Source organism: Pelagibacterium limicola (assembly GCF_015694405.1).
Lineage (GTDB): Bacteria > Pseudomonadota > Alphaproteobacteria > Rhizobiales > Devosiaceae > Pelagibacterium > Pelagibacterium limicola.
Map to the genome: position 1 here is coordinate 215,551 of NZ_JADQDB010000004.1, position 26,707 is coordinate 242,257.

The following is a 26,707-nucleotide window of genomic DNA, read 5'->3' on the forward strand; positions in this document are numbered from 1 at the left end:
AGGTAGACTAGAGCTGGGCGTCGATGGCCGCCGAAAGGCTTTCGAAAGTAGCACCCGTTTCAAGCCTTTGCCCATTGATAAAGAAGGTTGGAGTGCCTTGGAGACCGAACTGGTTGAGAGCCTGTTCGCGCATGGATTCCAGTGCAGCGAACATTGCCTCATCGGTCAAGACTTCCTCGAACCTTTCCTGTGTAAAGCCGAATTGTTGGGCCACCTGGAAGATCGCCTGACGCGGGTTGTCGGCGGTCGCCCATTGGTTCTGCGTGGCCATATAGGCCGAAAGCACCTCGTGATAGGCCGTGCCCGAGGCTTCCGCCACCATAAGCACGGCGAGGTCAAGCACGTTGCGCCGGAACGGCCGCGTGATGAATCGGATGCGCCCGGTGTCGATATAGGTTTCCTTGATGCGCGGTAGGACCGTATTGTGGAAAGTCGCGCAATGCGGGCAGGTTGGGGAGACGTATTCGATCACGGTCACCGTCGCGTTGACCCCGCCCAGCGGGCGGTCTGGCAGCCCGTCCGGATTGTTGATCGGCTGGTTGTCGATCGGCTCGACCGGCGACCCATCATAAAGCGCGACCTCGCCTTCCGCGGCCCCGGTATCCCCCTCTGGCGTCGCCTGGGCCTGGGCGGTGTTGCTCGTCGTGTCGCCGCATCCGTAAAGGAGCGTCGCGACAGAAACGCCAGAACCGAGAACGATGAGGTTTCTGCGATTGAGCAATGGATCAACTCCCGATCGATAAAAGTAATTCGCGGCGCACACTACACAGACAAACCAAGGCCGCAAGTGGGCACCGCCATCAACTCAAGGTTACCTTTTTGCCCAGAACCCCCCTCCCGAGCTTTTCGAGCGCGGCGCGCAGGTCTTCGTCTTCGATATTGGACACCGCTTGTGCCAACTGTGCCGCCTTTTCGGGCGGCAGCGCACGCGTGGCGATCGGCGCGTTCGGTTCGGACGTCGTCAACGGGTTGGGCGAGAGCTTGACCCTGGAAACCAGGAGATAGCCGAAATAGCGGTTGACCGCTGCGGTGATTGCCGGCGCCTCGTGGGTCAGCGCGAGGGCTTGTCCCTCGCGGCAACGCAGGTAAAGCACCGCTCCTTCGGGATCCGGCCGGTCGCGCCGCGGCCAGACCAGCTTGTCGGGGGCAGAAACGGTATCGTATGGCGTAGGCGCAATGGACGCCCAGTTCGCGATCAGGTCACGGCTGGCGAACCCTCGGCGCCGCAACGCAGGATCGAGCGTATTGCCGAGCATGTCGCCAAGCTGGACGGCGCGGTTTGCGCGTTTGGGCGGTGGAGATTTCTCGGCCATGCTTGCCTGATGCGTGCGGATCGGGTTGTGTCCATCATTATGGAATACGACGTCCCCGTGCAACATTTCCCCAAGTCCGTGGATGCCACGGCCGTCCTCGACTGGTATGACCGGCATGCGCGCGTCCTGCCCTGGCGCGTCTCACCCCGGGACCGGGCGCGCGGCATAAGGCCTGACCCCTATCATGTCTGGTTGAGCGAGATCATGCTCCAGCAGACGACGATTGCCGCGGTGGGCAAATATTTTGCCGCCTTCACGCGCCTCTGGCCCACGGTCGTCGATCTTGCCGCTGCCCCGCTCGACGATGTCCTCGTACAGTGGGCGGGACTGGGCTACTATGCCCGCGCACGCAACCTTCACGCGTGTGCGCAGGAAGTCGTCGCCCGCCACGACGGTATATTCCCGACGACCGCCGCCGCCCTGCACGATCTCCCTGGCATCGGCGATTATACGAGCGCCGCCATCGCCGCCATCTGTCATGACGAGCAGGTTGCGGTGGTCGATGGCAATGTGGACCGGGTCATTGCACGCTATCTCGCCTTGCCGCGCCCGGTGCGCGAGGAAAAGCCGCGGATTCGCGCGGTGGTAGCCGCCTCGGTTCCCCAAAGAGCGGGCGATTTTGCGCAGGCCATGATGGATCTCGGCGCCACCGTCTGCGCGCCGCGCTGCGTTAGCTGCCTTGTTTGCCCTCTCAAACCGCAATGCGCGGGTGCCGCCCGTGGCGATCCGCTCGCCTTCCCGGTCCCTCCGGCAAAGCCGGTCCGTCCGACGCGTTACGGCCATGCCTTCGTCATCCGCCACCCGCTCGGCAAAGTGTTTCTTCGTCAGCGTGGCCCCAAGGGCTTGCTGGCCAAGATGACTGAAGTTCCCGGCAGCCAATGGACGTCTGAGGAGGGCCAGCCGGCCTTTCCCTTTGAAGCCGGGTGGGCTCGCGCGGGAACGGTCGAGCACACCTTCACGCATTTCCATCTCGTCGCCCATGTGTGGAGCGTCAAGTCCGATCGGGCGCTTGATGAAGGCTGGTGGGCCGAGATCGGCGCGCTCGGCAACGAGGCGCTGCCGAGCGTTTTCCGCAAGATGCTGAGGGCAGCAGGGATTGAGAATTAGGGTCCCAACGGCCCCGCACCTTGGAGGCATGGGAGTGCGCTAAAAAAAGCCCCCGAGCACTGCCGGGGGCCAGAATGCCTGACTGATTGGAGGTCGGAATCAGGCAGAAATCTTCTCTAGGTCTGCGCGCACCTTGCCGCGCAATTCGTCTATGGGAACAAGATTTCCCTTGTCCTCGTAGTGCCAGAACGTCCACCCGTTGCAGGCCTCAAAGCCCTGCACCAGTGCGCCGACCTTGTGGATCGATCCACTCTTGCCGTCGCTGACAAGCGAGCCGTCCGCACGAACCGTCGCCCTATAACGCTTATGGGCGTCGAACAGTTGCGTTCCCGGAACAATTACGCCTTGTTCGACCAGCAACCCGAACGGAATGCGCGGTTCGCTACGTTTCGGTGTTGTGGTTTCAATAGATGCGGAATCGTGCGGTTTAATGGCCGCAATGCGTTTCAAAGCTGCATTGATATAGGCGTTTTCGCGTTCAATGCCGATGAAATGCCGCCCCAGCTTCCGTGCCACCGCCCCCGTGGTCCCCGTCCCGAAGAACGGATCGAGCACCACGTCGCCGGGTTTGGTTGTCGCCATCAGCACCCGGTGAAGCAGGGCCTCGGGCTTTTGCGTAGGATGAACCTTGTCGTCGTTGGCATCGCGAAGCCGCTCGCCGCCCGTGCAAATGGGAAACAGCCAATCGGAGCGCATCTGCACCCCGTCATTGGCAAGTTTCAGCGCCTCGTAATTGAAAGTCGGGCGGGATTTCTGGCTGCGCGACGCCCAGATCAGCGTTTCGTGCGCATTGGTGAACCGCGTGCCGCGGAAATTGGGCATGGGATTGGCTTTGCGCCAGACGACATCGTTGAGGAGCCAGTAGCCAAGGTCTTGCAGGGCCGTGCCGACGCGGAAAATATTGTGGTAGGACCCGATCACCCAGATTGCCCCGTTGGGCTTCAGTATTCGGCGCGCCGCGCGCAACCACTCGCGCGTGAAGGCGTCGTAATGGGCAAAGCTCTCGAACTTGTCCCAATCATCGTCGACCGCATCGACCTTGGACTGGTCGGGCCGGGTCAATCCCTCTTCAAGCTGGAGATTGTAGGGAGGATCGGCAAAGACAAGATCGACCGAGGCTTCAGGCAACGCATCCATCTGCGCGATGCAATCGCCGACGAGAATGGTATCGAGGGGAAGGTGACTCTCGCGAGCCTCCGGGGCGCGCTTGCGCGCGGAACCGGTACTCAACATCTTGATAACCCTAACGCAATACTAATTGGGGTGTTGTACCCCGTTAGGGTTAAATGCCGCCTAAGGTTTAGGGTTAACGGCTGCTTACCGGATCGCTGCCATCACGGGCGCAAAGCTCATGCGGTGCACTTCGGAAGGCCCCAGGCTTTCGAGCGCCGCCATATGCACCGGGGTTCCATACCCCTTGTGGCGTGCAAAGCCGAAATCGGGATAGCCGCAATCCATGATCGCGCACATCCGGTCGCGCACGACTTTCGCGACGATCGAGGCCGCAGCGATCGAAAGACTTTTCGCATCCCCACCGATGACGTATCGACCGGGACAGGACAGGCCGGGCGGCACGTCGCGTCCGTCAATCAGGGCGATATCGGGCTGGACGGGCAGGGAAAGCACCGCCTGCGTTATTGCCCACAGTGTCGCGCCACGAATATTGAGCCTGTCGACCTCCACCGAGGGCGCCGCGCAAAAACCGATCTGGCCCGTTTCGAGGATTGCTGCAAACAGCGCTTCGCGTCGCGCTTCTGTTAGCTTTTTGGAGTCGTTCAGCCCTAAAGGAATATTGTCCGGATCGAGAATGACGGCTGCTGCAACCACCGGTCCCGCCAGCGGCCCGCGTCCAGCTTCATCGACACCGGCAACGAGGCACGCACCGTCGGCCCGCGCTGCGTGCTCATGAAACAGGTCGGGCTGATCGGGTTGTGCCGCACCGGCTATCGAATCAATCATTGCCATGGACGGACAATGCCCCAAACGACAACCTACCGAAAGAGGCAGGAAACCCCGCTCCAGAGCGCCTCGACGACGTCGGTCTCCTCGGGGCCGCTGACGATGCCGAAAAGGGATTCGCTCCAGAACTCGTGGCCAAGCGTGGTTTCCTCGACCTCGATCTCATGGAACAATGTCGCGCGGACATCGGAGAGGGTGCTTCCCAACCCCAAGCCACTGCTGGTTTCGATTGCGGCGCCCTGTTCCATGAACCAGCCCTCGAAAGCCTCCTCCTGGAAATGTAGCGTCATCGAATTCTCGAACGCATCGTAATCCATCGGTCCCGCGCCGCATTCTTCCAGGGAGCCGCTATGGGCCGGCTCACCCCAGAGCTTTCGCGCCAGCTTTTCGACTTCGGCCTGGTCGGTCCCGAACGGAATGAAATGGATTTCGCCGTCCTGCTTGAGGTTCAATCCTCCGCCTGCCGGATAGAGCGCCCATTCGGTTCCTCCGGCAAATGCCTCAAATGACAGCGCGCCCATTATCGTCGCCAGAATCAACTTACTGCCAAAGTTCGACATACTGCGCTCTCCCCCAAAAGACCGCTGGAAGGGTATCAGAAAAGGCTCAGTTGTGGCTCGTCCTTTTTCGCATGCGCGAAAAGATCGGTCCTCAATGCCGGCCCGCCAGTCTCAAGCCCAAGCCGGGCAATTGCCTTTTCGAACCGCTGCTGCATCAGGAGCGCATAGGGCCCTTCGCCCTTGAAGCGTGAACCGAAGCGTGGATCGTTCTCCTTGCCGCCCCGCATGTCGCGCACAAGGTTCATCACGTGCCGTACCTTATCGGGATAGGTCTTGAGCAGCCATTCGCGAAAAATGTCCCGCACCTCCCCCGGTAGCCGCAGAACGATGAACGAGGCCGCCGTTGCCCCCTGCGCCTTGCCTGCATCGAGAATGCGTTCAAGCTCGTGGTCGTTGATCGCAGGGATCATGGGTGAGGCCATGATCCGGGTCGGTATTCCGGCTTCCGAAAGCAGCTTGAGGGCTTCGAGCCGCCGCGAGGGGGTGGAAGCGCGCGGTTCCATGAAGCGCGACAGCTTGTGGTCCATCGAGGTCACCGATATGCCCACCGCAACCAGATTGTGCTTGGCCAGCTTGGTGAGGATGTCGAGATCGCGCACGATCAGCGCCGATTTGGTGACGATGGTCACCGGGTGCCGGGTTTCGAGCAGCACCTTGAGGATTGATCGCATCAGCCTGTGCTTGCGCTCGAGCGGCTGGTAGGGGTCTGTATTGGTGCCGATGGCGATCGGTCGCGGCTTGTAGCGTGGATTTGCCAGTTCGGTGCGCAAAAGCTCGGCGGCGTTGACCTTCACATAGATATCGCGCTCGAAATCCACCCCCGCCGAATGACCGAGATAGGCGTGGCTGGGGCGCGCATAGCAATAAGAGCAACCGTGCTCGCAGCCACGATAGGGGTTGATCGAGCGATCGAACCCGACATCGGGAGAAACGTTTCGCGTGATGATCGATTTGGCGCGTTCGATATGCTCGCGCGTCTCGAAGCCTTCCTCGGGCTCCGGCTCCCAGCCGTCCGCGAACATCTCGCGCCTGTGCACCTCGAACCGTCCGGCCTCGTTCGATTTCGCGCCGCGCCCGCGCAGCCGCGCGGAGTCGATCACAGGCCGGCTCAAAAGGTCGAAATCGCGGGTGCCGAACAGCCGCCTGCGCGCGTCAAGCGCCTCACCAGATCCTGTCTGCGCCATTGTTCCGCTCCATTCTTCCCGCCCCAAATGGACAAGGCGAATCGTGCCTCGACCGTTCCTTAACCTTAGCGAAAGAATTGGAACATAACAAGAACAAGAAGCGAGGCCGGTTACCGCTCGTGCAGTCGCGGCATGACTTCGATAAAGTTACACGGCATATGTCGGCTGTCGAACTGGTGGCGCAGAATTCCTTCCCATGCGTCCCGGCATGCCCCCTTGGAGCCCGGCAGGCAGAAGACGAAGGTCGATCCAACAAGTCCAGCCGTCGCGCGCGATTGGAGCGAGGAGGTGCCGATGGTTTGCGCCGAATATTGATGAAAGAGCACGGAAAACCCGTCCATCCGCTTGTCGAACATCGGCTCGATGGCATCTGGCGTCACGTCCCGCCCCGAAAAACCCGTACCGCCAGTGGTCAGCACAACGTCGATCGTCGGCTCATCGATCCACTTCTGAACCTGTGCGCGGATAACCTCGGCATCGTCCTTGACGACGGCGCGTTCCACGCAACGATGGCCATCTCCATCGATCATCTCCGAAAGCAGGGCACCCGAGGCGTCGGTTTCCAGCGTTCGCGTATCGGACACCACCAGGACGGCGAACGTCACGGGGACGAAGACGCGCGTCTCATCGATCTTGAAGGGAAACATCTTTTCTCTCTTAAGGTTCGTTGCTCTCAGGCAGCTCGAAGCTTTCATCATCTGAACGCGGGTCGAGCCCGATCGTTTCGGAAGTTACGGTGCGTTCGGTCGGCAGGGGACGGAACGGTGCGCGGTCCTCGGCAGGCGTCGCCGAGCGCACCTGCATCCTGAGCCATGCTGTGGCAGCAAGGGCAGTATGGAAAACCACCGTCACCAGAAACAAGGCGACGGGACCGAAAAACTGCATGGTGAGCGAAGCGGCGATCGGCCCCAGCACCATGCCCGAGCCCAGCACGAGCAGCATTCCAGAGGCAATCTTGCCGAAATTTCCTTGTTCGGCAAAGTCGTTCGCATGGGCCACCGCAATGGCATAGAGCGAATAGGCCGCCAGCCCGTAAAGCGCGAACAGGATATAGAGAACGGCATTCTCGTCGGGATTGAAAACGATGAGGAGCAACCCCGCCAAAGCACCGATCATGGCGACGCCCATCATCACCTTGCGCCGGTCGATCCGGTCCGAAAGCCGGCCCAGGGGAACCTGTGCAATGGCACCCGCCACGATCGCAAGGCTCATGAGGTAGGCGACGGTCGCCGTCGAAAACCCGCGCTCGATGCCGTAAACCGGTGCAAGCGTACCGAATGCTCCGTTCGCCATGCCCACCGAAAAGGCGGCAATCACCGCGATGGGCGATGTGCGGTAGATGAGCCCGATATCGAACGAGGCCGATTTGAGCGGGGCTGGTTGTGGGGTGCGCGTCACGGCCGTGGGGAGCACAGCGCCGATATAGGCAATCGCCGCGAGGACAAACGGCAAAAAGCCGGCCACGCCAGTTGCGGCGATAGTCATCTGTCCGGCGGTCGAGGCGAACAGCGTTACGCTGACATAGATCGAAAAGGTGGTGCCGCGGTTCTCGTTATCCGAGACCTCATTGAGCCAGCTCTCCACCACCATCGCTGCCCCTGCAAAGCAGAAGCCCGAAAAAATGCGCAGGCCGATCCAGGCCAGATCGTTGATGAAGATGAGATTGAAAAGAATGGTCATGCACGCGATCGACGCCATAACGGCGTAAGACCGGATATGTCCGACCCGGCGCACAAGGAACGGCACGGCAATCGAACCCGATATGAATCCGACCGACCATCCCGTGCCGATGAGGCCCAGCGCCAATAGCGAAAACCCTTCCTCGGAACCGCGCACGGGGAGAATCAGCCCGTGCATGCCCCCCGCCACCATCAGGAGAGCTGAGCTCAAGAGAAGCGCGGAAATCCTGACGATCTGAGACATTTGGGAGAATATGGCTGGCTTGGAGAACTGCGGCGCACCCTATCCGGTTTGCCCGCTCCTGCCTACTCCGCAACCGACATTGCCGGCAGTGCCCTTAATAGGCCCCCCGCCTTGCCTTTGCGGTCCAAGAGGCGTAGCCATTGACCGCGAGACGAATTTTTCCTCCTTCTCGTTCTTGCTGGTTTCTGTCGTGTCCAATTCCATCCCCCCATCGCCCGGATCGCGTTCCGGGGTCAGACGCTATCTGCCCACAGGGGCGATGCTCGGCATTTCGCTCAAGGTGGCGTCGGTCGTGGTTTTCGTGGCCATGAGCGCGATCATCAAGGGCGCAGAGGGCGTTCCGGTCGGGCAACTTGTCTTCTTCCGCTCCCTTTTTGCGCTGGTCCCGATTTTCATCCTGCTGGGCTTTCGGGGGGAACTGATCTCCGGGTTCAAGACCAAACGTCCCATGGCACATGTCCTGCGGGGCGTGGTCGGCACGGTGGGCATGTTCCTCATCTTTTTCGGTCTGACGCGCCTGCCGCTGCCCGAGGCAACCACCATCAATTATGCGACACCTCTGTTCATCGTGATTTTCTCGGCCGTGTTCCTGCGCGAACGCATTCGCTTTTTCCGCTGGAGCGCCGTGGTCGTGGGTCTGATCGGGGTGATCATCATCATGTGGCCGCGCCTGACCGTCTTTTCGGGCGACCTCTCGAATGTCGGGCCCCAGACGGAGGGCGCCATTGCCGCTTTCATCGCCTGTATGACGGCAGCTGTCGCCATGCTTACGGTGCGCAATCTCGTCAAGACCGAATCCAGCGCCACCATCGTCATCTATTTCTCGATCGTGAGCACCGTGATGGGGCTGCTGAGCATTCCTTTCCTCGGATGGGTGCCGCTTTCTCTCGAACAGACGCTGGTGCTGATCGGGGCGGGTTTTGCCGGCGGGATCGGCCAGATTCTGCTCACCGAAAGCTACCGCCACGCCGAACTGACCACCGTCGCCCCTTTCGAATATTCCTCGATGGTTCTCTCGATCGTCATCGGCTTTGCGATCTTCTCTGAAATCCCAACCCTCGAGATGCTGATCGGCGGCACGATTGTCACGGCCGCTGGGATTTTCATCATCTACCGCGAACACCAGCTCGGACTGGACCGCAAAACGGCGCGCAAAGTTTCGAGTCCGGCCTAAAGTACCGGCGTCGCCGCCACCCAGTAACCCGAGAGCTTCTCCCGCAGGTCGTGGGCGGCCTGATGCGCGGCTGGAGCGCTGCCGTAAAGCCCGAAGCAGGTCGCGCCCGAGCCCGACATTCGCGCCAGGGCGCAACCTGACGTGGCCTTTATCGCCGCAATGACATCGGTGATGGCCGGTACGACCTCGGTGGCAGGCGCTTCGAGGTCGTTGCGTGTGTCCTCAAGCCAGAGCGAAAGCATCGCCGCGCGGTCGAGTGCTTCGGGAAGTGTTGGCATGGGCGGGTTTTCGCGGCTGCTGAGCCGCTGGAACACGTCCGCCGTCACCACCGGCGTCAGCGGGTTGACCAGCACCAGGTGAACAGGGGGAAACATGCTGAGCGGCTTGAGCCGCTCGCCGATTCCCAGCACCTCGCAGGTGGTGGAAAAAAGGCACATCGGCACATCCGCGCCCAGCGATGCCGCCAGCGAGAACAGGTCCCCGTCTGTCACGGGAGGCGAACTCATGCGGGCCAGCATGCGCAACACCGCCGCCGCATCGGCGGAACCACCACCTAGCCCCGCGGCAACTGGCAGGTGCTTTTCGAGGTGAATCGCCACCCCGCCATTGAGGTGGTCGGGAAACTTCAGGCGGAACCTTTCAATCGTGCGCAACACGAGGTTGGACCGTCCTGAGGGCAGGTCCCCGGCAAACGGCCCGGAAATGGTCAGCCGGTCCTCCTTTGCAGGGGCGGCGAAAAGCTGGTCCCCGAGTTCGGTAAAGACACATAGCGAATGAAGCGTGTGGAAACCGTCCTCACGCCGTCCTGTCACGTGCAGCGCGAGATTGACCTTGGCGGGCGCCGACTCGAAGATTTGCTCCCGCATCAGGGGGTGAGATGGGCGTCGGCAACGGGTGCGTCGGGATCCAGCCCGTCGAAGAGCTTGGCGGAAGCCCGTTCGGCGACGGAACCGTCGTCGTCGACATCCACGGCAATGCGCCACTGGAACATGGCTTCGCGCTTGCGCCCCGCGACCCAATAGGCGTCGCCCAGATGGTCGTTGATTTCCGCCGAATTAGGCAGGTACTGCAGGGCGCGTTCGAGTTCGGCGATGGCGTCATCAATTCGGCCGAGCTGGTAGTATGCCCAGCCGAGGCTATCGATGATATAGCCATCCCGCGGCAGGATGGCGACAGCGCGGTCAATCATCTCAAGCGCTTCATCGAGATTGAGCCCTTGGTCCACCCAGGAATAACCCAGGTAATTCAATACGTAGGGCTGATCTGGGTTGAGTTCGAGCGCCTTGAGGAAATCGGGCTCGGCGAGCTCCCATTGCCCCGAACGCTCATAGGCGATCCCTCTCACGTAAAAATAGCGCCATTCATGCGGGCGATTGCCGTCAACCCGCTCGATCAGTTTCGAATAGACCTCGGCAGCTTCCGCCCATTGTTCGTCATAGCGCAGGATATCGCCCAGTGCGCCCAGCGCCTCGATATTGTCGGGGTGGATCACTGTAATATTGCGCAACCGCGAAATGGCGTCCTCGCGCTCGCCGGCGAGATCGAGATTTTCCGCCTGACGCACCAGTGCATGGGGGTAGAACGGCGACTCCTTGCTGATGCGGGCAAAGAAGGCGCTTGACCGCTCATAGCGTCCGGCACGGGCGAACAACTCGCCAAGCGTCATGGCCACCGCGGATGCGTCAGGGTCGAGATAAAGCGCCAGTTGAAGGAAGATCGCCCCGAGCTCGGTCGACCCCTCCTGAGCGATTGCCGCGCCCAGCCCGTGCAGGACTTCGGCCGCTCCAGCCTGTACATTGGCCGCAAACAGCCCGGGCCTCCGCTGTGCGCCGATGGGCTCGGCAAGGGCATCGAGGTAGGGGTGCGAGATGCCCTCGTCATTCAAGGCATCAAGAATTTTCTGTGCCTCGTCATACCGCCCCGCATTGGCGAGGATGCGGATGTAGGCCTGTGCGACGCGGGGGTCACGCGGATCGATTTCGTAGGCTTCGCCGCCATAGCGCAGAGCATCGGAACGGTTGCCGGCGACATCGGCCATTATGGCGCGGTGGAAGACGAGAAATTCGTCGAACCCGCCGCCAGACAGCCGGTCCATGGCGGCAAGGGCCGCCTGGGAATTACCATTGCCGACATTGGCCCAGGCGCCGAGAATCCCGGCCGTAATGCCGATCAGCGAAAGGTCGGGTACCCGCCCCAGCTCCTGGATTGCCGAGGGATAGCGGCGCTGCTTGAGCGCCACCGTTCCAAGCGTCAGGCGCGCGAGTTCATTTTGCGGGTCGATATCGAGCAGGTGCTGGGCGCTTGCAGCAGCATCCGATATCCGCCCGGCGACCAGATAAGAGATGAACGCGCGTCCCGAGTAGAACGGATTGTCCCAGTCCGCTTCGGCGGCCCGTGCGAAATAGCTTGCCGCCGTGCTGGCATCGAGATTGTCCAGCGCCGCCATGCCGGCGATGTAGCTGCCGGTTGGGCTCGAGCGCCGCAACGGGAACGTCTCAGCTTGCACCTGAAAGGAAACAAGCGTCGTGGCCGACAGGCAGATCGCGACACCTAGGCCGGCGGCGGCTTTCAGAAAGTTGGGCACGTCGTATTCGGGCTCCCCGATTCGGGCGCATTCAGAGCGCGTTGCACTTTTCCGTAAATCCGTGGCAGGAGCAAGGCCAGCGCTTACATCCCGGAATAATTAGGCCCGCTGCCGCCTTCGGGCGGCACCCAGTTGATATTCTGGGCCGGGTCCTTGATATCGCAGGTCTTGCAATGCACGCAGTTCTGCGCGTGGATACGAAAGACAGGCTCCCCGCCGTCTTCCACCACCTCGTAAACGCCTGCCGGGCAATAAAGCGGTGCAGGCTCCCCGTAGCGCGGCAGGTTTTCGCGGATCGGTATCGTGGGATCGGCCAGTTTGAGGTGTACCGGCTGGTCCTCGTCATGGGCGATATTGGCCCGATAAACCGCTTCCGAGCGTAAGAACGTCAGCTTGCCGTCCGGCTTGGGATAGGCAATCGGCATCACCTCCGAAATCGGCCTGGTGCGCGCGAAATCGGGCTTGGAGGAAACCATGCCGCCGAGCGGTGAGATTTTGGTAAGGCTCGATGCCCACATGTCCGCCCCGGCAAGCCCCACGCCCAGCAACGTGCCGAAGCGCGTCCAGAGTGGTTTGACCGCGCGCACCGGATAGAGGTCATCCCGGATGCCAGAGGAAAGGACCGTCTCGTCGAGCGACTCGATCGCGTCGTTTGCGCGCCCGGCGGCAATCGCGGCCGCGACTTCCTTGGCCACTGCCTGTCCGGAACGGATCGCATTGTGGATCGCCTTCAAACGCGGCACGTTCATGAACCCCGCCGCGCAGCCGATCAGCGCACCGCCAGGGAAAGCGAGTTTGGGAATCGACTGCCATCCGCCAGATGTCAGCGCGCGTGCGCCGTAAGAGATGACCGTCCCGCCCTCGAGCAGACCGGCGATCCGGGGATGCTGCTTGAAGCGCTGGAATTCCCCGTAGGGGGAGAGGGTGGGGTTCTCGTAGTCGAGATGGGTAACAAGCCCGAGGTAAACCTTGTTGTCCTCGGCGTGGTAGCAGAATCCGCCACCCCCGGCTGCCTCGCCCAGCGGGTAGCCCATGAAGTGTTCGACCTTGCCGGGCTTATGCTTTTGGGGATCGATCGCCCAGATTTCCTTGATGCCCAGACCATATTTCTGCGGTGCGCGGCCCTCGGCAAGCGCAAATCGGGCGATGAGCTTTTTGGCGAGCGAGCCGCGCGCGCCTTCCCCGATCAGCGTATATTTGGCGCGAAGCTCGATCCCTGCAGCAAAGGTCGATTTCGGTGTGCCGTCGCGCGCCACGCCAAGATCGCCCGTGACGATGCCGAGGATCTCCCCGTTGGGACCCATAACCAGATCTGCCGCAGCCGTGCCGGGAAATACGTCGACCCCCAACGCCTCGGCCTCGCCAGCCAGCCACCCACATAGCGCGCCCAAAGAGAGGATGACACCGCCCCTGGTCCGCATGATCGGCGGGATCAACAGGTCGGGGAAGGGAATGGCGCCGGTTTTGGTAAGATAGACGAAATGGTCTTCGCTCACCTCCGGCCCCACTGGCGCGCCCTTGTCGCGCCAGTCCGGGATCAGGCCATCGAGGCCGACGGGGTCCATCACCGCGCCCGAAAGAATATGCCCGCCCACCTCTGCCGATTTTTCCACGACCATAACGGACAGGTCCGGCGCCGTCTGTTTGAGCGCGATTGCCGCGGCGAGGCCAGATGGTCCGGCGCCGACGATAACGACGTCGGTTTCCATGATTTCGCACGCGTTGGCCTCGGTCATCCGGTGGTGTCCTCCCGATGGCGGTGGAAGTGAGGTTTGGGCTGTGACATAACAGAGTTCAATGCCAGATCGACACATAAATCGCGAAGAAATGTTGGCCATGCTGCAGTGGTACGAAGCAGCGGGCGTAGATATGGCCGTGAGCGAAGAGCCTGTCGATCGCTTCGCCCAATCGGCTGTCGCCCCGCCGCCGGCTCGAGCTCAGGCTCCCGCACCTGAAACGTCGTCGCCAGCTATCGCTGCACCTGGTGCCGATGCCGACCCGCAAACCGCGCGCGATCTTGCCGCAAAGGCGACAACGCTGGACGCGCTGCGCGAAACGCTCGAGAGCTTCGAGGGCTGCGGCCTGAGACTTCGAGCTACAAACCTCGTCTTTGCCGACGGCAACCCGGAAGCCGACATCATGCTTGTCGGCGAAGCGCCTGGTCGCGACGAGGATTTGCAGGGCAAGCCTTTCGTCGGCCGCTCGGGACAGCTTCTAGACCGGATGCTCAAATCCATCGGCCTCGACCGGACCAAAGTCTATATCGCCAACACCGTTCCCTGGCGCCCGCCGGGCAATCGCACCCCCGCGCCTTCGGAAGTTGCTGTCTGCCTGCCGTTCCTTCACCGCCAGATTGAACTCGTGGCCCCCAAGGTCCTCATCGCGCTGGGTGGCGCCTCGGCGTCGACCCTATTTGAGACCACCGCGGGCATCACGCGTATACGCGGCCAATGGCGCGAGCTGACCGTCAATGGTCACACCATGCGCGCAATCGCGACGCTGCACCCGGCCTATCTGTTGCGCCAGCCCGCGGCCAAGCGCCTCGCCTGGCAGGACCTGCTGTCGGTGAAATCTGCACTGGACGGTTTGGCTTAATCGTCCAGAGCGATCAATTCCCCCACCGCGGCATTGGCGGGGTGATTGGCGATGTCCTCGAATGCTCCGGACTGGATGATGCGGCCTCCTTCCATGATCGCGATGCGATCCGAGAGCCTTCTGGCATCGTCTATATCGTGTGAAACCAGTATGATCGGAACGTCGGTACGCTGCCTCAGACTAGCAATCTGCGCCTGCAATCGCCTGCGGGCGATGCGGTCGACTGCAGAGAAAGGTTCATCGAGCAGAAGCACTTCCGGCTCCCGCGCGAGGGCGCGCGCGATGGCCACGCGCTGCTGCTGGCCACCGGAAAGTTCGGACGGATAGCGGTGTTCGAGTCTGTGAAGCTCGACTATCTCAAGGAGCGCCGTCGCCTTTTCGCTCTTTTCGTGTCGTGGCAGTCCATCGCCCAGCGCGGCCATCACGTTGCCCAGCGTGTCGAGATGCGGAAAAAGCGCATAGGACTGGAACACCAGCCCGACCCGTCTGCGGTGGGTCGGTAAACTCACATTCGCCTCGCTGTTGTACCATTCTCCCGAGGCCACCCGCACTCTCCCGCCCTGAGGCGCGTATAGTCCGGCAATCGCTCGGAGCAGCGTTGACTTGCCGGACCCCGAACGCCCGATGAGCGCGAGAGACTCGCCTTGCCCGACGCTCAGTGCGACGTCGAGAAATATGGGTGCGCGGGCCTTGATGACGACGTCCAGCCCCGTCACGGCAGCCTCCGTCCTGCACGGCCCGATAGCCAGAACGTCGTGGTGATCGTCGCCAGCGAGACGCCGAAAAGCACAAGCGACATCGTATTGGCCGCCTCGAAATCGAATGCCTGGACGCGGTCATAGATGGCAATGGCGATGGTTTTCGTTTCCCCGGGTATCGACCCGCCCACCATGAGCACGATCCCGAATTCGCCGAGCGTATGCGCAAATGTGAGCGCCATGCCCGTGAGAATGCCCGGCCATGCCAGCGGCAGTTCAACCCGCAGGATCGATTGCAGGGGACTCATGCCGCAGCACCGCGCAGCCTCGCGCAAGGCAGGGGAAATCGCTTCGAAGGCTCTCTGCGCAGGCTGGATTGCAAAGGGCAGATTGAAAATCACCGATGCGACCACCAGTCCCTCGAAACTGAACACGAACTGGTGTCCGAACGTCGCCCGCCAGAATTGCCCGACCGGCGAATTCCCACCGAAGGCGACAAGCAGATAAAAGCCGAAAACGGTTGGCGGTAGAACTAGGGGCAGCATGACCAGCGCCTCGAGCAGAACCTTTGCGCGAAACGTGTTGTAGGCCAGGTACCGCCCGGCCAGGATCGAAACGGGAAGAAGCAGGACCAGCGTCCACACAGCAAGATGAAGCGAGAGCCAGAGCGCGGTCCAATCCATACCTATTCGCTTTCCGGCAAGGCGAAACCGTAGCGGTCCATGATCGCGCGCGCGGCGGGCCTTTGCATATAGGAGTAAAGGGCTTCTGCCGTTGGCGTTGCCCCGTCAAGAAGGGCCATGCGCTGGCGTAATGGCTGGTGCCAGTCCTCAGGTATCAACGCGAAACTGCCATGGTCCGATATGTTGGGCGCGAGAGCCAGAGAATAGGCGATGATGCCACCTTGTGCATTGCCCGAAAGGGCGAATTGCGCCGCCTGGCTGACATTTTCTCCAAGGACCAGATTGGGCTGGATACGGTCCCAAATTCCCTTATGGGCGAGAGCCTCCTCGGCCCGCATCCCGTAAGGAGCGTGCTCAGGGTTGGCGATGGCGAACCGCTCCAGTTCTCCCGCGTCGAGCGCGGCAACAAGCCCATTGAGTTCTTCGTCCACGGCAAGCTTCGATCCATGAGGCGCCATCACGACGATACGCCCGACCGCATAGAGGTCGCCTTCATCGCGCGTAAACCCGTCGCGGTGGAGCTCCTCGATAAAGCGTTCGTCCGCTGCCATGAATATCTCAAAAGGCGCGCCCTGGCGGATTTGCGTTGCAAGATTGCCCGTCGAACCCATCGACAGCCGTACCGGGAGGCCCGTTTCCGCCCTAAAGGCTTCCGCTACCTCTGCCATGGCAAATTGCAGGTCCGATGCTGCCGCTATCACGGGCCCTTCGCTCCGGGCATGGGCACCGGACACTGGCCCCGCCAGGGCAACGGCCGCAATTGCTGCGCGGAAAAGGGAGGTCGTCACAGTTCGCATCGCTATATCTCCAGAACTATAACGCTCATCATCCCACAGCGCATGCGTCAAGGTGTTCCGCTGATTTACTTCGTTTTTCTGAGTTTGGAGATGAGCGCAGCCTTCTCGTTCTGCGCGGTCCTCAGCGCCGCTTCCTCGATCGCCCGGTAGTGTCCCAGTACTGCTTCACCGAGATCGGAAAGCCGCGCGCCCCCGCCATGCGCACCGCCGGTGCTGGTTTCGACCAAGACGCCTTCAAAGCAGGCATTCATGGTCTCGACCATCTGCCAGGCGCGGCGGTAGCTCATCTCCATCGCACGCGCGGCACCGGAAATCGAACCCTCGGCCCTTATTGCCTCCAGCAGGTCAGCCTTGCCGGGTCCGATAGCGATTTTGCAGTCGTGCAGGATCCGAACGCGGAACTGGATTTGCGCGGGCGATGGCGGCATCGTTACCAACCGCCGCCGCCGCCGCCCCCTCCGCCACCGCCGGAGAACCCGCCGCCGCTCGAAAAGCCCGAACTCGACGATTTCGCCGGCTGCGCCGCGATCATCGCGCTCGATAGGCCGGTGGCAATCACGCTCATCGACTTCGAGAAGGTACTTGGAGAGAACGAGGAGCCGCGATACCAACCTGGGGCGTAGTTCGGGCCGGCGTCTCTCACCGCATTGCGCGCAAGGTCGGCCTGGAAGCGGTCCGACCACGGCTTTTCGACGCCCAGCGCCATCGCATAGGGTAGGATGCGCTCGAAGCGAGCGACGGTCATGTCGGGCTCGTTCTGGAAGTTGAGCCGCTCTATCTCTGCCGTTTCGAGATACATCTTGAACCCATCGATCTCGTCCATGACCCTGCGGCCGTGCACGGTCGGCGCGCGCATCAGGATGCCGAAGATCAGCGTGATTGCGAAGATGGACACGGCGGCGATAAACGGAAAGTTGAGCCAGTCAATGACGACGAGATCGAGCAACAGAAAGGAGAAATTCGAGAGAATAAATCCCATGACGACCACCGATACGACCTTGCTCAGCGCCGGCCCTTGCCACATCTGGCGCAGACCCAGTCCGAACATGCCGATAAAGACCGCCGCAAACAGCGAAAAGAACACGAACATGACGTCCAGCACATCGAACAGGGCCATCGTAACGACCGAGGCAAACGCCAGCACGATGCCGAAGACGACGAATATCACGTGGCTGTTGAAATAGACCGAACGGTTCTCACCTTCCAGGGCTTTGAGGAAATTGCCTTTCGTCGTGTTGAGCGCTGGCCCGTTCGATGTATCGATCACGACGCGCGACTTGCCTTTGAGATACCCGAATATCACCGCCTCACCTGGCGGCAGGGTTTCGTCCGGGCTCTTGCCCGTCGGGTCGAGCGCGGTCTTTTTGCCCTCCTTGTCGATCGCGATCAGGCCCTTGGTCGCCAATGAAACGAGCGCGGCGGAAAAGGCCAGCCAGCCATTATTGGTCCAGCCCATCCGGTGTACATAATGGGTGAGCGCAGGGGAGAATCCCTGCGGCGGATGAAACCGCGGAAAGATGACCCCCTTGGCCGGATCGCGCCCGACCCGCATCCAGGCTGTAAAATTATAGAACAGTGCAACGAGCAGAAGGACGGCGGGTACGACCGTGTTGCGGTTGTCCGAAAGCCAGTACCAGAATGCGTCCATCCCCTCGGGCGCAACGAGTACGCCCTTTTCGAACGCCACCGCCACGGTCATGCCCTCAAAGGGCTGCAGGGGCCGGGCAAGGGTGAACCGCACCTGATAATCGGACAGACGCTCGACGCGTGCATTCGACCCGGTAGCGCCCTGGGCGCCCGTGAACACGTTGAGATCGAGGATGTTGGCGTGCTCGGGAAGCGTGATGACGCTCCTCGCCTCGAGAATGGGGAACTGCCAGAAGTTGCCCGTCACGTTCCAATAGAGTTCGTCATGGTCCGCGAACATCCGAGCCGCCCGTTCCATGGTGTAGCGGATCTGGTAGCGGTGAATGCCGTGCTCGAGAAACACGTCCGCATTCCCGATCCGGATCCGCGCGCCGTCACGGATCGATTCGAGCACATAAGGTTCGGCTGTGCCGTTGCGCGTGACTGAGAGGACCTCGAGATTGCTTTGGATACGCGTCCCATCATCGCCAAGGAGTATCGTCGGGATATCCCTGAAGATCCCCCGCCTGATATCGCGCCCCTCGGCATTGACCGCGATGGTCTCGGTGATGGTCACCGAGGCATCCCCATGCACGATGATCGCCGTATCGAAATTCCGGATCACCTCCTGCCCGAAAGCGGGGAGGGCGGTGATCGCAATGAGCAACACGAGAATAGATTTTGCGATTGTCAGCATCGATCCCCAGGCCTGCAATCTTCCACCCATGGTTTTTCCGGTGAAAGCGGGTGTAAATGCCTCAATGCTTGCTGGCGTCGAGGCCCTGTCCTGGGTTCCAGCTTTCGCCATAACAGCGGGGGAAGAGGACGAGGGCGCTTCCATCATAATCTGAAGCGCTTTAGCTAAATTTCACTTGCGGAACCGCTCGATCCGCTTCGTTGTCGAGCTCGAAATACTCGGCTTTGGAGAAATGGAAGGCGTTGGCAATGAGATTGGAAGGGAATGATTCGACCGCCACGTTGAGGTTGCGGACAGCCCCGTTGTAGTAGCGTCGCGAGAGTTGGATTTCGTCCTCGACCGTCTGTAGGGCGTTCTGGAATTCGAGAAAGGTCGTGTTGGCCTTGAGGTCGGGATAGGCCTCCGCCACGGCAAACAGCCGCCCGAGCGCGCCCGAAAGCTGACCCTCGACCCGCGACCTCTCTGCGGGCGATGCATTTCCTGCCGCCTGCACCGCCGCGCGCGCATCGGTTACCGCCTGCAGCGTCTCGCGCTCGTGGCCCATATAGCCTTTGACGGTTTCCATCATGTTGGGAATGAGGTCGGCACGGCGCTTCAGTTGCACGTCGATCCCCGACCAGCCCTCTTGCGTGAGCTGCCGGTTTTTCACCAGCAGGTTATAAGCATAGATCGCATAGCCAATAACCGCCGCGATCAGCGCAAGAACAACCCATTCCATGACTTATGCCCCCATCCGCAGGAATTTTTGGGGAGATTGGCACTTGGGGCGAGGGATGGCAATGGTGCGTAGGGGTTATTCGGCCCCGCCGCCCGCCGTTTGCAACCAAGCCTCGCCGCAGAGCTTGGCCAGCTCTCGAATGCGCAGGATGTAGCTCTGGCGTTCGGTCACAGATATTACCCCGCGCGCATCGAGCAGGTTGAACACGTGCGAAGCTTTGACGACCTGCTCATAGGCAGGTACGGCCATCGTCTGGCGGTTCCCGGATGCACCCTTGTCGAGAATCGCCCTGCACTCGACCTCGGCATCCTTGAAATGCCTGAACAGCATTTCGGTATCGGCAGCCTCGAAATTATATTTCGAGAACTCCTGCTCATTCTGCAGGAAAACATCGCCGTAGGTCACTTTGTCGGCGCCATCGCGGCCGTTGAAGTTGAGATTGTAGACGTTATCAACGCCCTGCACATACATCGCCAGGCGCTCGAGCCCGTAGGTGATCTCGCCCGGCACTGGATTGCACTCGATCCCGGCGACCTGCTGGAAATAGGTGAACTGGCTGACCTCCATCCCGTCGCACCAGCACTCCCAGCCCAGCCCCCAGGCGCCGAGCGTGGGGCTTTCCCAGTCGTCCTCGACGAACCGGATATCGTGCACTTTCGCATCGAGCCCGATGGCGGCGAGCGATTGCAGGTACAAGTCCTGGATGTTGGCGGGTGAAGGCTTCAGGATAACCTGGAACTGGTAATAATGCTGGAGCCGGTTGGGGTTCTCTCCGTATCGCCCATCGGTCGGGCGCCGCGAGGGCTGGACATAAGCCGCATTCCACGGCTTGGGCCCCAGCGAGCGCAGCGTCGTCGCCGTATGGAACGTCCCCGCGCCCATCTGCATGTCGTAGGGCTGGAGGATCACGCAGCCCTGATCCGCCCAGAAATTCTGCAAGGTCAGGATCAACCCCTGAAAGGAGTTCTTGGGGTCCATATGGGGCTTGATGGCATCGCTCATCGCGTGACGGTCCGGGCAGGAGGTTGAAGGCGGCGCGACCCTAGTGGTGGCGCGGTTGGAGGTCAAGCTGGGGCAGTTACTCGTCTCCTGGCCTATATACCCCGTCATTCCCACGCTTGAGCGTGACGACACCCGGCTTCTTGGCTTCCTGCCGGTTGCGTTCCAGCACCTGCTTGTGCCGCTCGGCCTTTTCCTTGTCCTCGGCCTGAAATTGCTTTTTCCAGTCACGCAGAATCGTGCGCAGACCGAAAAAGACAGTGAAGCCGATGACGATGTAAATGAGCGTCGTGCCCATGCTAGAGGCCCAGCCGCGACCAGATCAGCCGGTCCTCGATCAGCGCCAGGACCTCGCCGCCGATATCGCCGCCCGCGGTCGCCCGGGCTCCGAAGGCCGGAAGCTGGAACAGGCTGCGCTTGGGCACGATGAATTTCAAGACGACGTCCTTGCCGAAGCGTGCCTTGAGAGTTGAATGGATATCGCCCAGCCCGTCGACCAGCCCCATGTCCAACCCGCGCTTGGCCGTCCAGAACTCCCCCGTGAACAGCGCATCGTCCGGCGCTTTGAGCCGGTCCCCGCGCCGCGCCTTGACGTAGTCAATGAACACCGCGTGGATATCGAGTTCCATCTGCTTGATGCGGGCGACGTCCTCTTCCTTTTCCGGCAGGAAGGGGTCGAGCGTCGACTTGTTGCGGCCCGCCGTATAGAGCCGCCGCGTGATCCCGAGCTTGTCGATCGCCTCGACGAACCCGAACCCGGCAAAGATCACGCCGATCGAACCGACGATCGACGAAGGGTCAGCAATGATCTCGTCGCCCGCACAGGCGATGAAATAGCCCCCCGAGGCCGCCGCGTCCTCGACGAACATCAGTACGGGCTTGCCCTTCTCATTGGCCAGTTGCCTTATGTGCTCCGCGATCAGCCGCGATTGCACTGGCGACCCGCCGGGCGAATTGACGACGATCGCTATGGCCGGCGCCTTTTTGAACGCGAACGCCTTTTCGAGCAGCGGGGCTACGGAGGTGATATTGAGACGCCCGACCCTCTGCTCTGCCATGATCGTTCCCTGCAGGCGAACCACAGGAATGACGGTTCCACGGCGCAGAATGCGCTTGTACCAGGGCAGGGGAGGCGTCGTGTCTGTCATTGCTTTGCCGTCGGTTCGGAAGGAATGCCCCCGGATATAAGGACTGGGGAGCCCCTTTGCCAGTCGAACCGTGCTGTGCCCCGGAGGACGGCATCGATCTCCGGTACAAATCCGTTCCCTTCGTCGCCGTGCAGGGTTATCGGGGGCAGCAGCGTTGTCGGCGCGCGCGATCCCTTGCGGCCTTTGACCATCACGCGGCTGGCCGCCATGCCTGGGCGCGGCGAGAGAGGAAGCACCACGATCCCGCCCATGCGCGCACTAAAAGCCCCGAGCAGCTCCGGCAGGGCATCGGCGGTGTGGATAAAGATCACCGTGCCTTGTGCATGGGCGCTGGAAACCGCCGTCTTCACCCATCCGTCCAAGAAGGTGGCTGCCATGTGCCGGGCTCCCGCACGCGTTGGGTCCGGCGCCAGTGTTCCTTCCGAAAAATAGGGTGGGTTGGCGATCACCACGTCGAAGCGATCAGTCGCAAGCCCCGCCGTCTTGCGTTCGGCCCCGGCGGCGAGCACGTCAAGCGTGACCACGCCTGCGCGGTGGCCGAACCCATTTTGCGCGACGTTGAGCCGTGCCAGTTCTGCCATATCGGGGTCGATCTCCACGAACGTCGTTTCCAGAGCCTCCTCATGCGCCATTGCGCAGAGCCCGGCCACGCCCGCGCCGGCCCCGAGATCGAGCAGTCTGCGTGTCCCGGAAGGTACGCTCGTGCCCAAAAGTACTGAGTCCAACCCGGCCCGGAAACCGCTGCTAGCCTGCAATATGGACAATTTGCCGCCCAAAAACGCGTCCTTTGTGTGCGCTTGTGGTTTTACAAATCCGGGCGGCTGGTTTACCGACATAAGTTAAGCGGGCCTTGTTGCGGAAAGCCTCGCCAGCATAAACCAAGCGTACTGGACGGCCTAGAGCTTGTCCGGCGGAGAGCATCGCCGATGGCGGTTGAAACTTTGGCGCAAAGGCCGCGGGCCGACGCCACGCAAACGATAGATCACCTGATCGCGGCAACGCGCGAGGGTATGGAGGCGGTCAACCGGCTCATCCTGTCGCGCTCGGATTCCCCGGTCGACATGGTACCCGAAATCGCCAATCACCTGCTCGACTCGGGCGGTAAGCGTCTGCGTCCCATGCTCACCATCGCCTCGGCGCAAGCGTTTGGCAGGGCAGGGGGCAACGAAATTCGCTTTGCCGCTGCCGTAGAATTCATGCACAACGCAACGCTCCTTCACGACGATGTGGTGGACGAAAGCACCATGCGTCGCGGGCGCCCCGCCGCCCGCACCATATGGGGCAACCAGGCCTCGGTCCTCGTGGGGGATTTCCTGCTCGGCCAGGCGTTCCTGATGATGGTCGAGAGCAAGGATCTCGAAGCGCTCGGCGTGCTCGCCAAGGCAGCCTCAGTGATTGCCGAGGGTGAAGTTTTCCAGCTCGCCAAGGCAGGCGATCTCGAAACCACGGCTGCCGACTACGAACAGATTATCCACGCCAAGACGGCGACCCTCTTCGAGGCCGCAACGGAAGTTGGCGCGATGGCCGGCGGTGCCGATCCTGCCGCGCGCAAGGCACTCGCGGCCTATGGCCGGGAGCTAGGCATGGCCTTCCAGCTCGTCGATGACGTGCTCGATTATGGCGGGGCCCGAGGGAGCCTGGGCAAGAACACGGGCGACGATCTGCGTGAAGGCAAGATGACTCTGCCTGTCATCCTCGCCCTGGCGGCGGGCACGGAGGAAGAAAAGTCGGCGATCGCATCCGCGCTTGGCAACCCCGAGGCGGGAGAGCGCGAACTCGAAGCTGTTCTCGCGGTTTTTAACCGTTACGGCACATTGGCTCAGGCGATGGCCAAGGCCGAGCGGCACGCCGAAGCGGCCCGCGCGGCGCTTGCCGATCTCCCTCGGTCGATTGAGCGCGACATCTTGTTCAACGTGCCGGAATTCTGCACGCAGCGAGCCTACTAGGTTAGCCACGCAACCCCGAACCGAGTGATCGAACGCGTTCGATATGCCGCGTTCTCTGCGCGCCCGTGCTTCTTCCGATGCTTCCGAAACGCGTCACCTTGACCGGCTTGATCCCGCAATAGCCCAGCGTCGCCGTCTTGACTGTCACCACGTCGCTATTGCGGTATACAAGCAGGGTATAAAGGTTGGGCGCATCCGAGGTCGTGATGATATGGCCTGACTTGCCTGCCAACAGCTTGTCCCACATCGGATCGTTCTCATGGGGATGGAAGGCGAAGCCCGGCAGGAGAATGCGGTGGAAATAGCCGCGCAGCAGGGCCGGAGCCGATCCCCACCACACCGGGTAGACGATGACCCAGTGGTCGCACCATTTGATGTTGTCCTGAGCGAGCAGGAGATCGGGCTCGAGCGGCTGGATGGCATTGTATCCCTTGTGCAGAATGGGATCGAAACTCATATCCCCCACATTGTGCCGCAGTACCTCGTGTCCTGCCGTGCGGGCGCCGTCTTCGTAGGCGTCGGCAAGCGCGGCATCGAAACTGGATGTATCCGGGTGCCCCAGCAGTAGGTAAATGTTCATCGTGATCTCGCGGGATGCCGATATCGATCACGCTTATAAACCTCTTTGGCGCGGCAGCGTTGATTGGAATCAACCATTGCTCCCCGATGGACATGGACCGCTGCCCCTGCTAACCGTTCGGCCCGCACAAACGTCCCGTTTTCAAGGCCTCTGATCATGCCCGAATTGCTGCTTGAGCTTTTCTCCGAGGAAATTCCCGCGCGCCTGCAGCGCAAGGCTGCCGAGGATCTGAAAAAGGCCGTCACCAATGCGCTGGTCGAAAATGGTCTGGTCTATGAGAGTGCCGGGGCATTCGCCACGCCGCGCCGCCTTGCCCTGACCGTGACCGGGCTGCCGTCCGCATCGCCCGATACCCGGGAAGAGCGCAAAGGCCCAAAGACCGATGCGCCGCAGCAGGCAATCGAGGGATTTCTGCGCGGAGCAGGGCTTTCGAGCATCGACGAGGCCAAGGTGCAGTCCGATCCCAAAAAAGGCGATTTCTATGTCGCGGTGATCGAAAAGAAGGGCGCGCCTGCCGTCGATATTCTGCGGGAGATCCTCCCCGCTGCCGTGAAAACCTTTCCCTGGGGCAAGCCGATGCGCTGGGGTTCTGGCCGCACCGAATGGGTGCGACCGCTGCGCGCCGTGACCGCGACCTTTGGCGCCGACGGCGAAGACCCCGAAATCGTGCCGTTCAAGATTGAGGACGTCACGTCCTCCAACGTCACCTTCGGCCATCGTTTTATGGCGCCCGACGCCATCAAGGTGCGCCGGTTCGACGATTATGTGCAGGCGCTTGAAAAGGCCAAGGTCGTCCTCGATATCGATCGGCGCAAGGACATCATCCGGTCAGACGCCGAGCAGTTGGCATTCGCGCAGGGGCTCGAACTGATCGCCGACGAAGGGCTTCTCGAGGAGGTCGCCGGGCTGGTCGAATGGCCAGTCGTCATGATGGGCGCGTTCGATGAAGCGTTCCTCAAGGTCCCGGAAGAAACCATCATTGCCACCATCCGCGCCAACCAGAAATGCTTCTGCCTGCGCGACAGCGCGACGGGTAAGCTGGCCAACAAGTTCATTTTGACCTCCAACCTCGCTGCCGAGGATAATGGCGCGACAATCGTTGCGGGGAACGAGCGGGTCATCCGCGCGCGGTTGTCGGACGCCAAATTCTTCTATGAGCAGGACCTCGCCACCCCGCTCTCGGATAATCTGCCCAAGTTGAAAGACGTGGTCTTCCACGCCAAGCTCGGCACGCAATATGAGCGCATCGAGCGCATCGAAAAACTCGCCGCCGAAATCGCCCCGTTGGTCGGTGCCATTGTCGAGGACGCTAAACGCGCCTCCCGCCTCGCCAAGGCCGATCTGCCCACCGGCATGGTCGGCGAATTCCCCGAACTGCAAGGCCTGATGGGCCGCTATTATGCGCTCGCGCAGGGCGAAAAGCCCGAGGTCGCAGCGGCCATTGAGGATCACTACAAGCCGCTCGGCCCGTCGGATCGTGTGCCGACGGAACCGGTTTCGATCGCTGTGGCGCTGGCCGACAAGCTCGACATTCTCACCGGCTTCTGGGCGATTGACGAGAAGCCTACGGGGAGCAAGGACCCCTATGCCCTGCGCCGGGCAGCGCTCGGGGTGATCCGGATTATTTCGGAAAATGCGCTTCGCCTGTCTCTGGGCCGCTTTGTATCTGACACTGATCTTCTCTCATTCTTCCACGACCGTCTCAAGGTTTCCCTCCGCGATGCCGGCGCTCGCCACGATCTCGTGGATGCTGTGATTTCGGCCGATAGCGACGACATCCTCCAGATCGGCAATCGCGTCAACGCGCTCGGCGGCTTGCTCGAGGCGGAAGACGGCAAGGCGCTGCTGGCGGGCTACAAGCGGGCAGTCAACATTCTCGTTGCCGAGGAAAAGAAGGATGGCAAATCCTATACTGGCGATCTCGACGATGCCGCCCTGTCGGCCTCCGAGGAATCGGTGCTCTCTGCCGCTATCGATCTCGCCCGCACCGACGTTTCGGTGCGGCTCGAAGCCGACGACTATGCCGGTGCCATTGGTTCGCTGGCAACGCTGCGCGCGCCGGTCGATGCGTTCTTTGAAAAGGTGCTGGTCAACGACCCCGATTCGGCTATCCGCGCCAATCGCCTGAACCTTCTCGCCCGCCTCCGCGACATCATGCACCTCGTGGCGGACTTCGGTAAGGTGGCAGGTTAGGGGGCTTACCTGGCCTACCCTCCTTTCGTCTTCCTTGGGCTTGACCCGAGGACCATGAGGCGTGTCCGCTCGTTCGAAAGCGGCCCGCTCGATCCACCGCATAGGGTTTTGGGTCAAGCCCGAGCGTAAGGTGGTGTGAGGCACCTGTTTCCACACAACCTCATACGACGGCTTCTTTGCCCGCTTGACACATCGCGCCGCTTTATATAACCATTAAGTTACG

The 26,707-nt window shown here is 61.5% G+C and carries 27 protein-coding genes; 5 read left to right on the forward strand and 22 right to left on the reverse strand.

Features of this window, described 5'->3' with window-relative positions:
• Nucleotides 1–7: 7 nt before the first annotated feature.
• Both I2G20_RS09920 and I2G20_RS09925 read right to left on the reverse strand, forming a co-directional pair.
• A complete protein-coding gene (locus I2G20_RS09920) occupies nt 8–721 on the reverse strand; it encodes a DsbA family protein (protein ID WP_196259546.1) in 714 nt (237 codons plus the stop codon).
• A gap of 79 nt (nt 722–800) precedes the next feature.
• Complete coding sequence (locus I2G20_RS09925) at nt 801–1,313, reverse strand: DUF721 domain-containing protein (protein WP_196259547.1); 513 nt, start codon at nt 1,311–1,313, stop codon at nt 801–803.
• Nucleotides 1,314–1,391: 78 nt separating this feature from the next.
• Here I2G20_RS09925 and I2G20_RS09930 point away from each other — a divergent pair, with 78 nt between their 5' ends.
• The gene (locus I2G20_RS09930; RefSeq protein WP_196259731.1) at nt 1,392–2,420 is read left to right on the forward strand and encodes an NUDIX domain-containing protein; all 1,029 of its coding nucleotides are present in this window, start codon (nt 1,392–1,394) and stop codon (nt 2,418–2,420) included.
• Between the two features lie 99 nt (nt 2,421–2,519).
• Here I2G20_RS09930 and I2G20_RS09935 read toward each other — a convergent pair whose 3' ends face one another.
• The 6 genes from I2G20_RS09935 to I2G20_RS09960 form a co-directional block, all read right to left on the reverse strand.
• Nucleotides 2,520–3,653 (reverse strand): site-specific DNA-methyltransferase, encoded by a 1,134-nt coding sequence (locus I2G20_RS09935; RefSeq protein WP_196259548.1) that lies wholly within the window; start codon nt 3,651–3,653, stop codon nt 2,520–2,522.
• A gap of 84 nt (nt 3,654–3,737) precedes the next feature.
• Complete coding sequence (locus I2G20_RS09940; RefSeq protein ID WP_207747597.1) at nt 3,738–4,385, reverse strand: ribonuclease HII; 648 nt, start codon at nt 4,383–4,385, stop codon at nt 3,738–3,740.
• 26 nt (nt 4,386–4,411) lie between these two features.
• Nucleotides 4,412–4,900, reverse strand: a complete 489-nt coding sequence (locus I2G20_RS09945; RefSeq protein ID WP_196259549.1) for a hypothetical protein — start codon at nt 4,898–4,900, stop codon at nt 4,412–4,414.
• A gap of 74 nt (nt 4,901–4,974) precedes the next feature.
• Nucleotides 4,975–6,123, reverse strand: a complete 1,149-nt coding sequence (locus tag I2G20_RS09950) for a PA0069 family radical SAM protein (RefSeq protein ID WP_196259550.1) — start codon at nt 6,121–6,123, stop codon at nt 4,975–4,977.
• Nucleotides 6,124–6,233: 110 nt separating this feature from the next.
• Complete coding sequence (moaB, locus tag I2G20_RS09955; RefSeq protein WP_196259551.1) at nt 6,234–6,770, reverse strand: molybdenum cofactor biosynthesis protein B; 537 nt, start codon at nt 6,768–6,770, stop codon at nt 6,234–6,236.
• A 10-nt stretch (nt 6,771–6,780) separates the two neighbouring features.
• Nucleotides 6,781–8,013, reverse strand: coding sequence for an MFS transporter (locus I2G20_RS09960; RefSeq protein ID WP_246473002.1), 1,233 nt, complete (start codon nt 8,011–8,013; stop codon nt 6,781–6,783).
• A 292-nt stretch (nt 8,014–8,305) separates the two neighbouring features.
• Here I2G20_RS09960 and I2G20_RS09965 point away from each other — a divergent pair, with 292 nt between their 5' ends.
• Nucleotides 8,306–9,220 carry a DMT family transporter gene (locus I2G20_RS09965; RefSeq protein WP_196259733.1) on the forward strand — a complete coding sequence of 305 codons (915 nt, stop codon included), beginning with the start codon at nt 8,306–8,308 and terminating at the stop codon, nt 9,218–9,220.
• On the opposite strand, the gene I2G20_RS09970 is transcribed toward I2G20_RS09965, so the two are convergent.
• The 3 genes from I2G20_RS09970 to I2G20_RS09980 all read right to left on the reverse strand — a co-directional run bounded on the left by I2G20_RS09970 (nt 9,217) and on the right by I2G20_RS09980 (nt 13,540).
• Nucleotides 9,217–10,086 (reverse strand): 4-(cytidine 5'-diphospho)-2-C-methyl-D-erythritol kinase, encoded by an 870-nt coding sequence (locus tag I2G20_RS09970; RefSeq protein ID WP_196259553.1) that lies wholly within the window; start codon nt 10,084–10,086, stop codon nt 9,217–9,219. The genes I2G20_RS09965 and I2G20_RS09970 overlap by 4 nt on opposite strands.
• A complete protein-coding gene (locus I2G20_RS09975; protein WP_196259554.1) occupies nt 10,086–11,804 on the reverse strand; it encodes a tetratricopeptide repeat protein in 1,719 nt (572 codons plus the stop codon). The genes I2G20_RS09970 and I2G20_RS09975 overlap by 1 nt, the downstream gene beginning before the upstream one ends.
• Before the next feature lie 83 nt (nt 11,805–11,887).
• On the reverse strand, nt 11,888–13,540 hold the full coding sequence (locus I2G20_RS09980) for an electron transfer flavoprotein-ubiquinone oxidoreductase (protein WP_246473003.1): 1,653 nt from the start codon (nt 13,538–13,540) through the stop codon (nt 11,888–11,890).
• A gap of 100 nt (nt 13,541–13,640) precedes the next feature.
• On the opposite strand from I2G20_RS09980, the gene I2G20_RS09985 reads away from it, so the two are divergent.
• On the forward strand, nt 13,641–14,399 hold the full coding sequence (locus I2G20_RS09985) for a uracil-DNA glycosylase (RefSeq protein ID WP_246473004.1): 759 nt from the start codon (nt 13,641–13,643) through the stop codon (nt 14,397–14,399).
• Here the strand turns inward: I2G20_RS09985 and I2G20_RS09990 are convergent.
• The 10 genes from I2G20_RS09990 to I2G20_RS10035 form a co-directional block, all read right to left on the reverse strand.
• Nucleotides 14,396–15,115, reverse strand: a complete 720-nt coding sequence (locus tag I2G20_RS09990; protein WP_196259556.1) for an ATP-binding cassette domain-containing protein — start codon at nt 15,113–15,115, stop codon at nt 14,396–14,398. The genes I2G20_RS09985 and I2G20_RS09990 overlap by 4 nt on opposite strands.
• Entirely contained in the window at nt 15,112–15,780 is a 669-nt protein-coding gene (modB, locus tag I2G20_RS09995; RefSeq protein ID WP_196259557.1) for a molybdate ABC transporter permease subunit, read from the reverse strand. The genes I2G20_RS09990 and modB overlap by 4 nt, the downstream gene beginning before the upstream one ends.
• A 2-nt stretch (nt 15,781–15,782) precedes the next feature.
• The gene (modA, locus tag I2G20_RS10000; protein ID WP_196259558.1) at nt 15,783–16,577 is read right to left on the reverse strand and encodes a molybdate ABC transporter substrate-binding protein; all 795 of its coding nucleotides are present in this window, start codon (nt 16,575–16,577) and stop codon (nt 15,783–15,785) included.
• Nucleotides 16,578–16,642: 65 nt separating this feature from the next.
• The gene (locus tag I2G20_RS10005) at nt 16,643–17,005 is read right to left on the reverse strand and encodes a winged helix-turn-helix domain-containing protein (protein WP_196259559.1); all 363 of its coding nucleotides are present in this window, start codon (nt 17,003–17,005) and stop codon (nt 16,643–16,645) included.
• A gap of 2 nt (nt 17,006–17,007) precedes the next feature.
• Nucleotides 17,008–18,930 carry a DUF2207 domain-containing protein gene (locus tag I2G20_RS10010; protein WP_196259560.1) on the reverse strand — a complete coding sequence of 641 codons (1,923 nt, stop codon included), beginning with the start codon at nt 18,928–18,930 and terminating at the stop codon, nt 17,008–17,010.
• 130 nt (nt 18,931–19,060) lie between these two features.
• Nucleotides 19,061–19,618: a LemA family protein gene (locus I2G20_RS10015; RefSeq protein WP_196259561.1), complete on the reverse strand. Its 558-nt coding sequence runs from the start codon at nt 19,616–19,618 to the stop codon at nt 19,061–19,063.
• A gap of 75 nt (nt 19,619–19,693) precedes the next feature.
• Nucleotides 19,694–20,620 (reverse strand): glycine--tRNA ligase subunit alpha, encoded by a 927-nt coding sequence (locus I2G20_RS10020; RefSeq protein WP_196259562.1) that lies wholly within the window; start codon nt 20,618–20,620, stop codon nt 19,694–19,696.
• Between the two features lie 76 nt (nt 20,621–20,696).
• Nucleotides 20,697–20,915 carry a hypothetical protein gene (locus tag I2G20_RS10025; RefSeq protein WP_196259563.1) on the reverse strand — a complete coding sequence of 73 codons (219 nt, stop codon included), beginning with the start codon at nt 20,913–20,915 and terminating at the stop codon, nt 20,697–20,699.
• Between the two features lies 1 nt (nt 20,916).
• A complete protein-coding gene (locus I2G20_RS10030; protein WP_196259564.1) occupies nt 20,917–21,765 on the reverse strand; it encodes a S49 family peptidase in 849 nt (282 codons plus the stop codon).
• Complete coding sequence (locus I2G20_RS10035) at nt 21,762–22,490, reverse strand: tRNA1(Val) (adenine(37)-N6)-methyltransferase (protein ID WP_196259565.1); 729 nt, start codon at nt 22,488–22,490, stop codon at nt 21,762–21,764. Before I2G20_RS10035 ends, I2G20_RS10030 begins: the two co-directional genes overlap by 4 nt.
• Before the next feature lie 201 nt (nt 22,491–22,691).
• Between I2G20_RS10035 and I2G20_RS10040 the strand changes: the two genes are divergently transcribed.
• Nucleotides 22,692–23,711 (forward strand): polyprenyl synthetase family protein, encoded by a 1,020-nt coding sequence (locus tag I2G20_RS10040; protein WP_196259566.1) that lies wholly within the window; start codon nt 22,692–22,694, stop codon nt 23,709–23,711.
• Nucleotide 23,712: 1 nt separating this feature from the next.
• On the opposite strand, the gene I2G20_RS10045 is transcribed toward I2G20_RS10040, so the two are convergent.
• Nucleotides 23,713–24,291 carry an NAD(P)H-dependent oxidoreductase gene (locus tag I2G20_RS10045; protein WP_196259567.1) on the reverse strand — a complete coding sequence of 193 codons (579 nt, stop codon included), beginning with the start codon at nt 24,289–24,291 and terminating at the stop codon, nt 23,713–23,715.
• Between the two features lie 156 nt (nt 24,292–24,447).
• Between I2G20_RS10045 and glyS the strand changes: the two genes are divergently transcribed.
• Nucleotides 24,448–26,484 (forward strand): glycine--tRNA ligase subunit beta, encoded by a 2,037-nt coding sequence (gene glyS, locus I2G20_RS10050; RefSeq protein WP_196259568.1) that lies wholly within the window; start codon nt 24,448–24,450, stop codon nt 26,482–26,484.
• Nucleotides 26,485–26,707: the final 223 nt, after the last annotated feature.

Excerpts from the sequence above, each read along its gene's own strand:
- I2G20_RS09970 (WP_196259553.1), bottom strand. The coding sequence starts at position 10,086 with ATGCGGGAGCAAATCTTCGAGTCGGCGCCCGCCAAGGTCAATCTCGCG.
- glyS (WP_196259568.1), top strand. The coding sequence starts at position 24,448 with ATGCCCGAATTGCTGCTTGAGCTTTTCTCCGAGGAAATTCCCGCGCGC.
- I2G20_RS09945 (WP_196259549.1), bottom strand. The coding sequence starts at position 4,900 with ATGGGCGCGCTGTCATTTGAGGCATTTGCCGGAGGAACCGAATGGGCG.
- I2G20_RS10020 (WP_196259562.1), bottom strand. The coding sequence starts at position 20,620 with ATGAGCGATGCCATCAAGCCCCATATGGACCCCAAGAACTCCTTTCAG.
- I2G20_RS09980 (WP_246473003.1), bottom strand. The coding sequence starts at position 13,540 with ATGACCGAGGCCAACGCGTGCGAAATCATGGAAACCGACGTCGTTATC.
- I2G20_RS10045 (WP_196259567.1), bottom strand. The coding sequence starts at position 24,291 with ATGAACATTTACCTACTGCTGGGGCACCCGGATACATCCAGTTTCGAT.
- I2G20_RS10025 (WP_196259563.1), bottom strand. The coding sequence starts at position 20,915 with ATGGGCACGACGCTCATTTACATCGTCATCGGCTTCACTGTCTTTTTC.
- I2G20_RS09940 (WP_207747597.1), bottom strand. The coding sequence starts at position 4,385 with ATGGCAATGATTGATTCGATAGCCGGTGCGGCACAACCCGATCAGCCC.
- I2G20_RS10015 (WP_196259561.1), bottom strand. The coding sequence starts at position 19,618 with ATGGAATGGGTTGTTCTTGCGCTGATCGCGGCGGTTATTGGCTATGCG.
- I2G20_RS09950 (WP_196259550.1), bottom strand. The coding sequence starts at position 6,123 with ATGGCGCAGACAGGATCTGGTGAGGCGCTTGACGCGCGCAGGCGGCTG.
- modB (WP_196259557.1), bottom strand. The coding sequence starts at position 15,780 with ATGGATTGGACCGCGCTCTGGCTCTCGCTTCATCTTGCTGTGTGGACG.
- I2G20_RS09985 (WP_246473004.1), top strand. The coding sequence starts at position 13,641 with ATGCTGCAGTGGTACGAAGCAGCGGGCGTAGATATGGCCGTGAGCGAA.
- I2G20_RS10030 (WP_196259564.1), bottom strand. The coding sequence starts at position 21,765 with ATGACAGACACGACGCCTCCCCTGCCCTGGTACAAGCGCATTCTGCGC.
- moaB (WP_196259551.1), bottom strand. The coding sequence starts at position 6,770 with ATGTTTCCCTTCAAGATCGATGAGACGCGCGTCTTCGTCCCCGTGACG.
- I2G20_RS09965 (WP_196259733.1), top strand. The coding sequence starts at position 8,306 with ATGCTCGGCATTTCGCTCAAGGTGGCGTCGGTCGTGGTTTTCGTGGCC.
- I2G20_RS10005 (WP_196259559.1), bottom strand. The coding sequence starts at position 17,005 with ATGCCGCCATCGCCCGCGCAAATCCAGTTCCGCGTTCGGATCCTGCAC.
- I2G20_RS10010 (WP_196259560.1), bottom strand. The coding sequence starts at position 18,930 with ATGGGTGGAAGATTGCAGGCCTGGGGATCGATGCTGACAATCGCAAAA.
- I2G20_RS09935 (WP_196259548.1), bottom strand. The coding sequence starts at position 3,653 with ATGTTGAGTACCGGTTCCGCGCGCAAGCGCGCCCCGGAGGCTCGCGAG.
- I2G20_RS09925 (WP_196259547.1), bottom strand. The coding sequence starts at position 1,313 with ATGGCCGAGAAATCTCCACCGCCCAAACGCGCAAACCGCGCCGTCCAG.
- modA (WP_196259558.1), bottom strand. The coding sequence starts at position 16,577 with ATGCGAACTGTGACGACCTCCCTTTTCCGCGCAGCAATTGCGGCCGTT.
- I2G20_RS10040 (WP_196259566.1), top strand. The coding sequence starts at position 22,692 with ATGGCGGTTGAAACTTTGGCGCAAAGGCCGCGGGCCGACGCCACGCAA.